This window comes from Shigella sp. FC1567 (genome assembly GCF_001743015.1).
Taxonomy (GTDB): domain Bacteria; phylum Pseudomonadota; class Gammaproteobacteria; order Enterobacterales; family Enterobacteriaceae; genus Escherichia; species Escherichia coli.
Genome location: NZ_MIIV01000025.1, coordinates 1 through 13,298, shown reverse-complemented (window position 1 = coordinate 13,298; position 13,298 = coordinate 1). Strand labels below are relative to the sequence as shown.

14 protein-coding genes and 1 pseudogene are annotated in these 13,298 nt (G+C 51.4%); 7 read left to right on the top strand and 8 right to left on the bottom strand.

From position 1 onward, the window contains the following. The first annotated feature begins 298 nt into the window (after positions 1-298). Positions 299-406 carry a type I toxin-antitoxin system toxin Ldr family protein gene (locus BHE85_RS02215; protein WP_000170954.1) on the top strand — a complete coding sequence of 36 codons (108 nt, stop codon included), beginning with the start codon at positions 299-301 and terminating at the stop codon, positions 404-406. Positions 407-554: 148 nt separating this feature from the next. Here BHE85_RS02215 and kdsA read toward each other — a convergent pair whose 3' ends face one another. From kdsA to hemA, 6 genes are read right to left on the bottom strand one after another with little or no spacing between them, the layout of a single operon-like run. Continuing rightward, a complete protein-coding gene (gene kdsA, locus BHE85_RS02210) occupies positions 555-1,409 on the bottom strand; it encodes a 3-deoxy-8-phosphooctulonate synthase (protein WP_000811065.1) in 855 nt (284 codons plus the stop codon). 35 nt (positions 1,410-1,444) lie between these two features. Continuing rightward, positions 1,445-2,254: an invasion regulator SirB1 gene (gene sirB1 / locus BHE85_RS02205; RefSeq protein ID WP_001257044.1), complete on the bottom strand. Its 810-nt coding sequence runs from the start codon at positions 2,252-2,254 to the stop codon at positions 1,445-1,447. A gap of 3 nt (positions 2,255-2,257) precedes the next feature. Continuing rightward, on the bottom strand, positions 2,258-2,650 hold the full coding sequence (sirB2, locus tag BHE85_RS02200) for an invasion regulator SirB2 (protein WP_000200378.1): 393 nt from the start codon (positions 2,648-2,650) through the stop codon (positions 2,258-2,260). Then, positions 2,647-3,480 (bottom strand): peptide chain release factor N(5)-glutamine methyltransferase, encoded by an 834-nt coding sequence (gene prmC / locus BHE85_RS02195; RefSeq protein ID WP_000456461.1) that lies wholly within the window; start codon positions 3,478-3,480, stop codon positions 2,647-2,649. Before prmC ends, sirB2 begins: the two co-directional genes overlap by 4 nt. Beyond that, a complete protein-coding gene (gene prfA / locus BHE85_RS02190; RefSeq protein WP_000804740.1) occupies positions 3,480-4,562 on the bottom strand; it encodes a peptide chain release factor 1 in 1,083 nt (360 codons plus the stop codon). The genes prmC and prfA overlap by 1 nt, the downstream gene beginning before the upstream one ends. A gap of 41 nt (positions 4,563-4,603) precedes the next feature. Beyond that, positions 4,604-5,860, bottom strand: coding sequence for a glutamyl-tRNA reductase (gene hemA / locus BHE85_RS02185; RefSeq protein ID WP_000173200.1), 1,257 nt, complete (start codon positions 5,858-5,860; stop codon positions 4,604-4,606). A gap of 213 nt (positions 5,861-6,073) precedes the next feature. Here hemA and lolB point away from each other — a divergent pair, with 213 nt between their 5' ends. The 4 genes from lolB (at position 6,074) to dauA (ending at position 10,450) form a co-directional block, all read left to right on the top strand. Next, positions 6,074-6,697, top strand: coding sequence for a lipoprotein insertase outer membrane protein LolB (gene lolB / locus BHE85_RS02180; protein WP_001130690.1), 624 nt, complete (start codon positions 6,074-6,076; stop codon positions 6,695-6,697). After that, positions 6,697-7,548, top strand: coding sequence for a 4-(cytidine 5'-diphospho)-2-C-methyl-D-erythritol kinase (gene ispE / locus BHE85_RS02175; RefSeq protein ID WP_001260333.1), 852 nt, complete (start codon positions 6,697-6,699; stop codon positions 7,546-7,548). The genes lolB and ispE overlap by 1 nt, the downstream gene beginning before the upstream one ends. A 150-nt stretch (positions 7,549-7,698) precedes the next feature. Then, the gene (prs, locus tag BHE85_RS02170; RefSeq protein WP_001298109.1) at positions 7,699-8,646 is read left to right on the top strand and encodes a ribose-phosphate diphosphokinase; all 948 of its coding nucleotides are present in this window, start codon (positions 7,699-7,701) and stop codon (positions 8,644-8,646) included. 124 nt (positions 8,647-8,770) lie between these two features. Then, positions 8,771-10,450: a C4-dicarboxylic acid transporter DauA gene (gene dauA / locus BHE85_RS02165; protein ID WP_001033334.1), complete on the top strand. Its 1,680-nt coding sequence runs from the start codon at positions 8,771-8,773 to the stop codon at positions 10,448-10,450. A gap of 54 nt (positions 10,451-10,504) precedes the next feature. Here the strand turns inward: dauA and ychH are convergent, their stop codons facing one another. Beyond that, on the bottom strand, positions 10,505-10,783 hold the full coding sequence (gene ychH / locus BHE85_RS02160) for a stress-induced protein YchH (protein WP_000823885.1): 279 nt from the start codon (positions 10,781-10,783) through the stop codon (positions 10,505-10,507). Between the two features lie 277 nt (positions 10,784-11,060). Between ychH and pth the strand changes: the two genes are divergently transcribed. Continuing rightward, the gene (gene pth / locus BHE85_RS02155; protein WP_000152933.1) at positions 11,061-11,645 is read left to right on the top strand and encodes an aminoacyl-tRNA hydrolase; all 585 of its coding nucleotides are present in this window, start codon (positions 11,061-11,063) and stop codon (positions 11,643-11,645) included. Between the two features lie 116 nt (positions 11,646-11,761). Continuing rightward, on the top strand, positions 11,762-12,853 hold the full coding sequence (gene ychF, locus BHE85_RS02150) for a redox-regulated ATPase YchF (RefSeq protein WP_000505866.1): 1,092 nt from the start codon (positions 11,762-11,764) through the stop codon (positions 12,851-12,853). Between the two features lie 112 nt (positions 12,854-12,965). Here ychF and BHE85_RS02145 read toward each other — a convergent pair. Further along, positions 12,966-13,298, bottom strand: a pseudogene (locus BHE85_RS02145) (IS1-like element IS1X2 family transposase); the annotation flags it as partial.

Below are 13,298 nucleotides of genomic sequence, written 5' to 3'. Positions count from 1 at the left end.
TCATCCAGAGCACTCATGAAACGACTGTAACAGCTGTTGAAAAACCGGAATGCACTCTTCATTGCAAACATTTCAGGGATGAAGTGAAGATGAATTGAGACGTAGTATCCACATCAAGCCGGCGTTATCCGGTGAGGCGCAATGTTGCGGGGGCTTTATCCCTGGTGGCATTGGTTGCTGGAAAGAGAAAACCCCCGCACGTTGAGAGGTTTAACCTGACAATAGAACGGGGGCTAATCTTGAACCAGAACAATTCAAGAATAGCCGCAAAATGTTATCATTACAACAAGGCGGCTATATGACGCTCGCGCAGTTTGCCATGATTTTCTGGCACGACCTGGCAGCACCGATCCTGGCGGGAATTATTACCGCAGCGATTGTCGGCTGGTGGCGTAACCGGAAGTAAGGTGAAAACGGGCGTCAGGCTGCCGTGATGGCAATATGCGCCCGAAACCGGCCGCAGGGGTAACAGCCTGCGGCCTTTTTTGTATCTGGCACCCATGAAAAAAGTCTTAACGCAGAACGCTAAGACTTTATTTTTCAAGCAAAAAAGATTACTTGCTGGTATCCAGTTCTTCGAAACCTTTCACCAGATCATCAATCGCTTTCATCTGCTTGAGGAACGGTTCCAGTTTAGCCAGCGGCAGCGCGGATGGACCATCACATTTCGCATGTTCCGGATCCGGATGCGCTTCAATAAACAGCCCCGCCAGACCTACCGCCATACCGGCTCGTGCCAGCTCAGCCACCTGAGCACGACGACCACCGGAAGCTGCGCCAAACGGATCGCGGCATTGCAGTGCGTGGGTCACGTCGAAAATCACCGGCGAGTTACCAGACACTTTCTTCATAATGCTGAAGCCCAGCATATCGACAACCAGGTTGTCATAGCCGAAGTTAGCACCACGATCGCAAAGAATCACTTTTTCGTTGCCGCCTTCTTTGAATTTATCAACGATATTACCCATCTGTCCCGGGCTGACAAACTGTGGTTTCTTGACGTTAATTACCGCACCGGTTTTCGCCATGGCTTCAACCAGGTCAGTCTGGCGAGCAAGAAACGCCGGCAACTGAATCACATCCACGACATCAGCAACGGGCTGTGCCTGACTTGGTTCGTGAACGTCGGTGATAATTTTCACGCCAAAAGTCTGCTTCAACTCTTGGAAGATTTTCATCCCTTCTTCCAGGCCCGGTCCACGATAAGAGTGGATGGAGGAGCGGTTGGCTTTGTCAAAAGAGGCTTTGAACACGTAAGGGATACCCAGTTTCTGGGTCACAGTTACGTAGTGCTCGCAAATGCGCATCGCCAGATCGCGAGATTCCAGCACGTTCATACCGCCAAACAGTACGAACGGCAGGTCATTTGCTACGTTGATGTCGCCAATGCTAACCACTTTTTGTTTCATAGGATCGCCTTAATCTTGAGTAAAATGTCGATTAATTAATGCAGCACAATATGTTTATGCGCGATGTTATTTATTTGCGCACGGATCATTTCGCTGATCGGGTCTTCCGGACACTGTTCAACGAAATAACTTAAATCGTTCAACGCAACGTGTTCGCAATCCAGTTGCGCATAAATCAACCCGCGATCGCGAATTTCATAGGGATCTTCAGGGTTGAATTGTAATAAAGCTTCGCTGGTGCGTAACGCCAGCTCCATCTGATTTTCTTCCATCAACGAGGCTTTGAGTGTATCCAGCAATTTGCGGATTACCTCAATGTTATCAGCTTCATCAAGGTCTTCATAAAACAGTTCCGCCGACGGGCTGATATTTCCCTTTAACCATACGTCCAGCATATGTTCGCTTAACGATTCACCGTTAAAAGGATTAATCAGCCAAATTTCGCCATCCGGACATTCAATGCGCAATATCAGCTGCGTAGGGAAAATCACCGGCAGCAGCGGCAAATCGAGACGATTCGCGACCCATAATAAAACCGCACCTAATGATACCGCACTGCCCTGTCGATTCTTTAACACCTGGTCCAGCCATAATGCATCGGAAAGACGATAAACGCCGCGTGAGGCTTTAAATCCCCAGTCGCCGTAAAACAGCGCGATCAGTTTTTCCAGCTGCTCTTCTAAAGGCAGAAGCTGGCTGATTTCTTCCTTCGCCAGACTAACGAGACGCTCCAGTTCGTCGTAAACATCTTGCGAGGGAAAATCGCGGCGGATTGCTTCGCAAGCCAGGATCATGCCTTCGCACAATGGCGCTTTATTAAATTCGAAATCAGCTAACGATCTCATGACTTACCCCAGTAACGGTACTTTTGTGGTGGCGAGTTTAATGATGATGTACAGCACCACCAACGCCAGCGGGAAGGCAATAATGCGCGCCTGCTGACTGTGCATACGACGATAATCGAGTGCAATAAAACCCAAAACGATATAAATGATAACTCCAAACAGCTTTTCAGTCAGCCACTGTGCCTGCCCGGAAAATGGCAGGATGTGCGCTTTAGCCATCAACGCAATGCCGCTTAACAATAACACCGTATCGACAACCGGCGGCACAATGCGCGTCCAGCGAGCAAATGCCTGTGGATGCTTCTGATAACGTAGCCAGAAACGTAAGGTTAATAGCCCAACAGAAAGCGCGATACTAATAAGATGAACACTAAGCAGTGTAGAAAAACTTGTCATTGATAATAGCGGCCGAGCGTTACGCGCTCGTTATCACCATAGTCACGGCAGGTTTCGACGTCATGATACCCCGCGAGGATAAATGCTTGTCGCACCGCTTCGCCCTGCTGCCAGCCATGTTCCAGAAGCAGAAAGCCGCCGGATACCAGCGCGTTACGCGACTGTTCGATGATATGCACGATGTCTGCCATTCCACTGTCTGCCGCAACCAGCGCAGTGAGCGGCTCAAAGCGGACATCGCCTTGTTGAAGATGTGGGTCCTGCTCGTCAATATACGGCGGATTGCTGACAATCATCGCAAACTGCTGCCCGGCTAGCGCGCTAAACCAGTCGCTTTGCAGAATGTGGATATTTTTGATCGCCAGATGCTGGGCATTACGTTGTGCCAGGGAGACAGCATCAGGCATACGATCTACAGCGATAATTTCGCAGTCCGGGCGCTCGCTAGCCAGCGCAAGCGCAATCGCCCCGGTACCCGTCCCGAGATCAAGAATACGGCAAGGTTGTTCAGGCAACCGCGCCAGTGCCTGCTCCACCAGACACTCCGTATCCGGGCGCGGAATTAAGGTCGCTGGCGAAACAAATAACGGCAACGACCAGAATTCTCGCCCCCCGGTTAAATGAGCAATGGGTTCACCATCGCGACGACGTGTCAGTAGCGCATCAAGTTGCTGACATTGTTCGTCAGTCAGCTGCGTTTCACCAAAGGCGAGAATAAAAGTACGCCCTCTGCCGGTAACATGCTCCAGCAGGATTTCAGCATCACGCCGCGGGCTTTCGCTCGCCTGAAGTTGGCTTATTGCTTCACGTAACCAGTGTTGATATTCCATTATTCCTGCTCGGACAACGCCGCCAGTTGGTCGGCCTGATGTTCCTGGATAATCGGTTCAATCAGCATATCCAGCTTACCTTCCATCACTTCATCCAGGCGGTAGAGCGTCAGGTTGATGCGGTGATCGGTAACGCGCCCCTGCGGGAAATTGTAAGTACGGTTACGGTCGCTGCGATCGCCACTCCCCAGCAGGTTACGACGGGTAGACGCTTCGGCCTGTTGGCGTTTTGCCATTTCAGCAGCGTGGATGCGAGCACCGAGCACTGAAAGCGCCTTCGCTTTGTTTTTATGTTGTGAACGTTCATCCTGACATTCAACAACAATCCCGGTCGGCAAGTGAGTAATACGAATTGCCGAATCGGTGGTGTTAACGTGCTGACCACCCGCCCCTGACGAGCGGAAAGTATCAATGCGTAAATCTGCTGGGTTGATGTCCGGCAGTTCTGCGTCAGGCAGTTCTGGCATTACCGCAACGGTACAAGCAGAAGTATGAATACGACCCTGCGATTCCGTAGCAGGAACACGCTGCACGCGATGACCGCCAGATTCAAATTTCAGACGACCATACACACCATCACCGCTAATTTTGGCGATGATCTCTTTATAACCACCATGTTCACCCTCGCTGGCGCTCATGATTTCTACCCGCCAGCGGCGGGCTTCGGCGTAACGGCTGTACATACGGAACAGATCGCCTGCGAACAGCGCCGCTTCGTCGCCGCCGGTTCCGGCTCGGACTTCGAGGAAGGCGTTACGTTCGTCATCAGGATCTTTTGGCAGTAACAGAACCTGTAATTGCTGTTCCAGTTGCTCGCTTTTTTCTTTAGCTTTGCGCAGTTCATCCTGCGCCATCTCACGCATTTCAGGATCATCGAGCATCATCTGTGCGGTTTCGATATCTTCCTGAACCTGTTGCCAGTCGGTAAAACAGCGCGAAACATCACTTAACTGCGCATATTCGCGTGATAATGCGCGAAAACGTTCCTGGTCGGCGATAGTTTGCGCGTCACCCAGCAACGCCTGAACTTCTTCATGGCGTTCATGCAGGGCTTCCAGTTTGGCAACGATAGAAGGCTTCATAGGCGTAAATGCACCCTGTAAAAAAAGAAAATGATGTACTGCTACTCCAGCCCGAGGCTGTCGCGCAGAATATTCAGGCGTTCGTTATCCCCGTCACGGGCGGCCTGTTGAAGTGATTTCGTTGGCGCATGGATCAAGCGGTTAGTCAGTTTCCATGCCAGATCCTGCATAATGGCTTGCGCGTCGCCGCCCTGCTCAAGGGCCGCTAACGCTTTGGCGGTTAACTCATCGCGAACGTGCTCTGCCTGGCTGCGATACTCGCGAATGGTTTCGCTGGCGCTTTGTGCTCGCAGCCACGCCATAAATTCGCTGGTTTCCTGAGCGACAATAGTTTCCGCCTCAACCGCTGCGGCTTTACGCTGCGCCAGGTTGTGCGAAATGATGCTTTGCAGATCGTCCACACTATAAAGATAAGCATTCGCCAGTTTGCCAACTTCCGGCTCAACATCGCGCGGAACGGCAATATCCACCAACAGCATTGGTTGGTTACGACGACTTTTTAATGCGCGCTCCACCATGCCTTTCCCGATAATCGGTAACGGGCTGGCGGTGGAACTGATGATGATATCGGCTTCGCGCAGACGTTCGTCGATCTCACTCAGGGCAATCACTTCCGCGCCAACTTCATCTGCCAGAATTTGGGCACGTTCGCGAGTGCGGTTGGCGATAATCATCTTCTGTACTTTATGTTCGCGCAGATGACGCGCTACCAGCTCGATGGTTTCGCCCGCGCCTACCAGCAACACTGTGACCGTAGAGAGCGATTCAAAGATCTGCCGCGCCAGCGTACAAGCCGCAAAAGCGACAGACACAGCACTGGCACCGATATCTGTTTCAGTGCGAACGCGTTTCGCTACAGAGAAAGATTTCTGGAACATGCGTTCCAGTTCGCTGGCCTTCATATGACCTTTTTGCGAATCGGCAAACGCTTTTTTAACCTGACCGAGGATCTGCGGCTCCCCAAGAACCAGTGAATCCAGGCCGCTGGCAACACGCATTAAATGGCTAACCGCGTCGTTATCCTGATGCCAGTAGAGGCTTTTACGCAGATCTTCTTCATTAAGATTGTGATAATCGCAAAGCCAGCGGATTAACGCCTCTTGCAGGTTATCCTGCTCTTCAACGCTAAGATAAAGTTCCGTGCGGTTGCACGTCGACAGCACCACGCCGCCCTGCACCATCGGCTGCGCAAGCAGGCTGTCAAGCGCCTGATCGAGCTTATCCGGCGAAAACGATACACGTTCTCGCAGCGATACAGGTGCCGTTTTATGGTTGATACCGAGTGCTAAAAGGGTCATGTCTGCGGGAAATAATACCAACGTTGATAGAGTTAGTCTGCTTGCATCATACAGGATGCGTAAGATCAATAAAAGAGAGCGCCCCCTTTTGGAGTAATTGCCGAAAGCCGTTAGATTCTGGCAATTAAGACAACTTGAACATAGACGATAGCGGACGGTAACGCTAGCATTAAGGGTTATAACTGCAACGTATCTCAAGGACTTGTCATCACTATGCCCCTGCCCGATTTTCGTCTTATCCGCCTGCTACCGCTGGCTGCTCTTGTGCTCACTGCCTGTTCCGTTACCACGCCCAAAGGTCCTGGCAAAAGCCCGGATTCGCCACAATGGCGTCAGCATCAGCAAGACGTGCGCAATCTTAATCAGTATCAGACTCGCGGCGCGTTCGCTTATATTTCTGACCAACAAAAAGTGTACGCCCGCTTTTTCTGGCAGCAAACCGGCCAGGATCGCTACCGTCTGCTGCTCACTAACCCATTGGGCAGCACGGAACTGGAGCTGAATGCTCAACCGGGTAACGTGCAGTTAGTCGACAATAAAGGTCAGCGTTATACCGCCGATGACGCCGAAGAGATGATTGGCAAATTGACCGGAATGCCAATTCCGCTCAACAGCTTGCGCCAGTGGATTTTAGGTTTACCGGGTGATGCAACCGACTACAAACTGGACGACCAGTACCGCCTGAGCGAAATTACCTACAGCCAGAATGGCAAAAACTGGAAGGTTGTTTATGGTGGTTATGACACCAAAACGCATCCTGCGATGCCAGCCAATATGGAACTCACCGACGGTGGTCAACGCATCAAGTTAAAAATGGATAACTGGATAGTGAAATAATGCGGACACAGTGGCCCTCTCCGGCAAAACTTAATCTGTTTTTATACATTACCGGTCAGCGTGCGGATGGTTACCACACGCTGCAAACGCTGTTTCAGTTTCTTGATTACGGCGACACCATCAGCATTGAGCTTCGTGACGATGGGGATATTCGTCTGTTAACGCCCGTTGAAGGCGTGGAACATGAAGATAACCTGATCGTTCGCGCAGCGCGATTGTTGATGAAAACTGCGGCAGACAGCGGGCGTCTTCCGACGGGAAGCGGTGCGAATATCAGCATTGACAAGCGTTTGCCGATGGGCGGCGGTCTCGGCGGTGGTTCATCCAATGCCGCGACGGTCCTGGTGGCATTAAATCATCTCTGGCAATGCGGGCTAAGCATGGATGAGCTGGCGGAAATGGGGCTGACGCTGGGCGCAGATGTTCCTGTCTTTGTTCGGGGGCATGCCGCGTTTGCCGAAGGCGTTGGTGAAATACTAACGCCGGTGGATCCGCCAGAGAAGTGGTATCTGGTGGCGCACCCTGGTGTAAGTATTCCGACTCCGGTGATTTTTAAAGATCCTGAACTCCCGCGCAATACGCCAAAAAGGTCAATAGAAACGTTGCTAAAATGTGAATTCAGCAATGATTGCGAGGTTATCGCAAGAAAACGTTTTCGCGAGGTTGATGCGGTGCTTTCCTGGCTGTTAGAATACGCCCCGTCGCGCCTGACTGGGACAGGGGCCTGTGTCTTTGCTGAATTTGATACAGAGTCTGAAGCCCGCCAGGTGCTAGAGCAAGCCCCGGAATGGCTCAATGGCTTTGTGGCGAAAGGCGTTAATCTTTCCCCATTGCACAGAGCCATGCTTTAAGCCGGGCAAGCTGAGTTTCGGTGACAACGTCACCTTGTTCCAGACGTTGCATCGCGCTCTTTAATACACTGCCTGGAAAGGATCATGCCTGGCCCGCACAGTTTTCGGCAGATTCTTTCCACCAATGGACGCATGCCTGAGGTTCTTCTCGTGCCTGATATGAAGCTTTTTGCTGGTAACGCCACCCCGGAACTAGCACAACGTATTGCCAACCGCCTGTACACTTCACTCGGCGACGCCGCTGTAGGTCGCTTTAGCGATGGCGAAGTCAGCGTACAAATTAATGAAAATGTACGCGGTGGTGATATTTTCATCATCCAGTCCACTTGTGCCCCTACTAACGACAACCTGATGGAATTAGTCGTTATGGTTGATGCCCTGCGTCGTGCTTCCGCAGGTCGTATCACCGCTGTTATCCCCTACTTTGGCTATGCGCGCCAGGACCGTCGCGTCCGTTCCGCTCGTGTACCAATCACTGCGAAAGTGGTTGCAGACTTCCTCTCCAGCGTCGGTGTTGACCGTGTGCTGACAGTGGATCTGCACGCTGAACAGATTCAGGGTTTCTTCGACGTTCCGGTTGATAACGTATTTGGTAGCCCGATCCTGCTGGAAGACATGCTGCAGCTGAATCTGGATAACCCAATTGTGGTTTCTCCGGACATCGGCGGCGTTGTGCGTGCCCGCGCTATCGCTAAGCTGCTGAACGATACCGATATGGCAATCATCGACAAACGTCGTCCGCGTGCGAACGTTTCCCAGGTGATGCATATCATCGGTGACGTTGCAGGTCGTGACTGCGTACTGGTCGATGATATGATCGACACTGGCGGTACGCTGTGTAAAGCTGCTGAAGCTCTGAAAGAACGTGGTGCTAAACGTGTATTTGCGTACGCGACTCACCCGATCTTCTCTGGCAACGCGGCGAACAACCTGCGTAACTCTGTAATTGATGAAGTCGTTGTCTGCGATACCATTCCGCTGAGCGATGAAATCAAATCACTGCCGAACGTGCGTACTCTGACCCTGTCAGGTATGCTGGCCGAAGCGATTCGTCGTATCAGCAACGAAGAATCGATCTCTGCCATGTTCGAACACTAATCGAACCCGGCTCAAAGACCCGCTGCGGCGGGTTTTTTTGTCTGTAATATCCATTTGTATGACCTATGCCTCCTTCACCTGCCATTTAGTTGACAGATGATGCGCTCACGGATGAAACATTATTGTGAACAAAATATTTTCCTCACATGTGATGCCTTTCCGCGCTCTGATCGACGCTTGCTGGAAAGAAAAATATACTGCCGCACGGTTTACCCGTGACCTGATTGCCGGGATAACCGTCGGGATTATTGCTATCCCGCTGGCGATGGCGTTGGCTATTGGTAGTGGTGTGGCACCCCAGTACGGTTTATATACCGCAGCTGTTGCGGGGATTGTCATTGCTCTGACGGGTGGGTCACGCTTTAGCGTTTCCGGTCCGACTGCGGCATTTGTGGTAATTATCTATCCCGTGTCGCAACAGTTTGGACTGGCAGGACTGCTGGTTGCGGCCTTGCTGTCGGGGATCTTTTTGATTCTGATGGGTCTGGCACGCTTTGGTCGCCTGATTGAGTATATTCCGGTTTCCGTCACCTTAGGTTTCACCTCGGGTATCGGGATCACCATCGGTACCATGCAGATTAAAGATTTTCTCGGTCTGCAAATGGCCCATGTCCCGGAACATTATCTACAAAAAGTCGGCGCATTATTTATGGCGCTGCCGACCATTAATGTGGGTGATGCTGCCATTGGCATTGTGACGCTAGGTATTCTTGTTTTTTGGCCGCGTCTGGGCATTCGTTTACCCGGTCACCTTCCGGCCTTGCTGGCTGGTTGCGCGGTGATGGGGATTGTTAACCTGCTCGGCGGACATGTTGCTACCATCGGTTCGCAATTCCACTACGTCCTGGCCGATGGTTCTCAGGGTAACGGTATTCCGCAACTGCTGCCGCAACTGGTGCTGCCGTGGGATCTGCCTAATTCAGAATTCACGCTAACCTGGGATTCTATTCGCACACTGCTGCCTGCGGCATTCTCAATGGCAATGCTCGGCGCAATCGAATCTCTGCTCTGCGCCGTGGTACTGGATGGTATGACCGGGACGAAACACAAGGCGAACAGCGAACTGGTTGGACAGGGACTGGGGAATATTATCGCTCCATTCTTTGGTGGTATTACCGCTACAGCTGCCATCGCGCGTTCTGCCGCTAACGTCCGTGCCGGGGCAACTTCCCCTATCTCAGCGGTGATCCACTCTATTCTGGTTATTCTTGCCCTGCTGGTACTGGCACCGCTGCTCTCCTGGCTGCCGCTTTCCGCTATGGCAGCCCTGCTGTTGATGGTGGCGTGGAACATGAGTGAAGCGCATAAAGTGGTCGACTTGCTGCGTCATGCACCGAAAGATGACATCATTGTCATGCTGCTGTGCATGTCGCTGACCGTGCTGTTTGATATGGTTATTGCCATCAGCGTGGGGATCGTGCTGGCATCGCTGCTGTTTATGCGTCGTATCGCACGTATGACTCGCCTGGCACCGGTAGTCGTAGATGTTCCAGACGATGTTCTGGTACTGCGCGTTATTGGCCCGCTGTTTTTTGCTGCTGCTGAAGGCTTGTTCACGGACCTGGAGTCACGTCTTGAAGGCAAACGGATTGTGATTCTGAAGTGGGATGCCGTTCCGGTACTTGATGCTGGTGGTCTTGATGCGTTCCAGCGTTTTGTGAAGCGTCTGCCCGAAGGATGTGAACTGCGCGTGTGCAACGTGGAATTCCAGCCACTGCGCACTATGGCTCGCGCAGGCATTCAACCAATCTCGGGACGCCTCGCGTTCTTCCCGAATCGTCGCGCGGCGATGGCGGATTTATAAGTACGAGATTGACCAGTCAGCGCAAACTGACTGGTCAGCAAACTGCATTATTTGTTAGCTATGACGGCGATTATCGCTACGGCGGCAACGTTTGTCATAGTGGCGAACCCACCAGTAACGGTCGCACACCTGTTCATGCCCGCCAACACGGGCACCCGCCAGCCAGAGAATGGCACCGACGAAAATACTTAGCACTGCACCATGTGCGAAATACTGGGGCATATTAAACTGTGGTAACTGGTTGAGGATTGAATACCCCACGCCGACCACCATTACCACCAGACCCAACCCCATGAGCACGTTACCGAGTAACGAAGCGTTTTTGCGTTTCATATGTCACCTCCGGAACTTTCTGGGTTGTAACAGGGAATACCCCTCTTCCTTATGTGTAAAGTATAGACAACACCCTGTGGGTTATGTGCGGGCGTGATCACAATTACAACCCTTATTTCAACAAAACTTTACAAATAAACGCCTGAACACCTTGACTTTCTAATAGCCCACTCAGGCAATTATTACGTTATCTGCATTTGATACGCAGTTTTTTGTCAAGCGGGGTCGCAACCAGTAAACTACGCGCCAGTTATGTACACACTCAGGACAAAAAAACGTGACGATTAAATTGATTGTCGGCCTGGCGAACCCCGGTGCTGAATACGCCGCAACGCGACATAATGCTGGTGCCTGGTTCGTTGACTTACTGGCAGAGCGTTTGCGCGCTCCGCTGCGCGAAGAGGCTAAATTCTTTGGTTATACTTCGCGAGTCACTCTTGGAGGCGAAGATGTCCGCCTGTTAGTCCCGACTACATTTATGAATCTCAGCGGCAAAGCCGTTGCGGCGATGGCCAGTTTTTTCCGCATTAATCCGGACGAAATTCTGGTGGCCCACGACGAACTGGATCTGCCTCCTGGCGTCGCCAAATTTAAATTGGGCGGTGGCCATGGTGGTCACAATGGACTGAAAGACATCATCAGTAAATTGGGTAATAACCCTAACTTTCACCGTTTACGCATCGGAATCGGTCATCCGGGCGATAAAAATAAAGTTGTCGGTTTTGTGTTAGGCAAACCGCCTGTTAGTGAACAGAAGTTAATTGATGAAGCCATTGACGAAGCGGCGCGTTGTACTGAAATGTGGTTTACAGATGGCTTGACCAAAGCAACGAACCGATTGCACGCCTTTAAAGCGCAATAAGTCGTTGTCTGCGGCATTTTTGCCGAGTGCCGTGTATAATAGGCAAAGTTATTTCCATTTCTGCAATCTGTTAGCAATAACAGGTTGATTATTAAGATATTAAGGTGATTTAAATCATGGGATTCAAATGCGGTATCGTCGGTTTGCCCAACGTCGGGAAATCTACCCTGTTCAACGCGCTGACCAAAGCCGGTATTGAAGCGGCCAACTTTCCATTCTGCACCATTGAGCCGAACACAGGCGTCGTACCAATGCCTGATCCTCGCCTGGATCAACTGGCTGAAATCGTAAAACCGCAGCGTACGCTTCCCACGACCATGGAATTTGTCGATATCGCCGGTCTGGTAAAAGGCGCATCGAAAGGCGAAGGTCTGGGTAACCAGTTCCTGACCAACATCCGTGAAACCGAAGCGATCGGTCACGTTGTTCGCTGCTTTGAAAATGACAACATCATTCACGTTTCCGGCAAAGTTAACCCGGCTGACGATATTGAAGTTATCAACACCGAACTGGCGCTGGCAGACCTCGACACCTGCGAACGTGCGATTCATCGCGTACAGAAGAAAGCCAAAGGTGGCGATAAAGACGCGAAAGCTGAGCTGGCGGTCCTGGAAAAATGCCTGCCCCAGTTGGAAAATGCAGGTATGCTGCGCGCGCTGGATTTAAGCGCTGAAGAGAAAGCGGCTATTCGTTACCTGAGCTTCCTGACGCTGAAACCAACAATGTACATCGCCAACGTCAACGAAGACGGTTTTGAAAACAACCCATATCTTGACCAGGTGCGTGAAATCGCGGCGAAAGAAGGTTCTGTTGTGGTTCCGGTTTGTGCTGCTGTTGAAGCAGACATTGCCGAACTGGACGACGAAGAACGTGACGAGTTTATGCAGGAGCTTGGGCTGGAAGAGCCGGGCCTGAACCGTGTGATCCGTGCCGGTTATAAGCTGCTGAACCTGCAAACTTACTTCACCGCTGGGGTGAAAGAAGTGCGTGCATGGACCATTCCGGTTGGAGCAACCGCGCCGCAGGCAGCGGGCAAAATCCATACTGATTTTGAAAAAGGCTTTATCCGTGCACAAACCATCTCGTTTGAAGATTTCATCACTTACAAAGGTGAACAAGGCGCGAAAGAAGCAGGCAAAATGCGTGCAGAAGGTAAAGATTACATCGTGAAAGATGGCGATGTGATGAACTTCCTTTTCAACGTCTAATTAATTTATTGTCTCATGAGGTTTCGCTAAATCTCATGAAGAGCGCAAAAGTATATAAAATCCACGCAATTGCGTGGATTTTTCATTTCACCGAGTCGGTAATGGCTCCAACTTACTGATAGTGTTTTATGTTCAGATAATGCCCGATGACCTTGTCATGCAGCTCCACCGATTTTGAGAACGACAGTGACTTCCGTCCCAGCCTTGCCAGATGTTGTCTCAGATTCAGATTATGTCGCTCAATGCGCTGAGTGTAACGCTTGCTGATAACGTGCAGCTTTCCCTTCAGGCGTGATTCATACAGCGGCCAGCCATCCGTCATCCATACCACGACCTCAAAGGCCGACAGCAGGCTCAGAAGACGCTCCAGTGTGGCCAGAGTGCGTTCACCGAAGACGTGCGCCACAACCGTCCTCCGTATCCTGTCATACGCGTAAAACAGCCA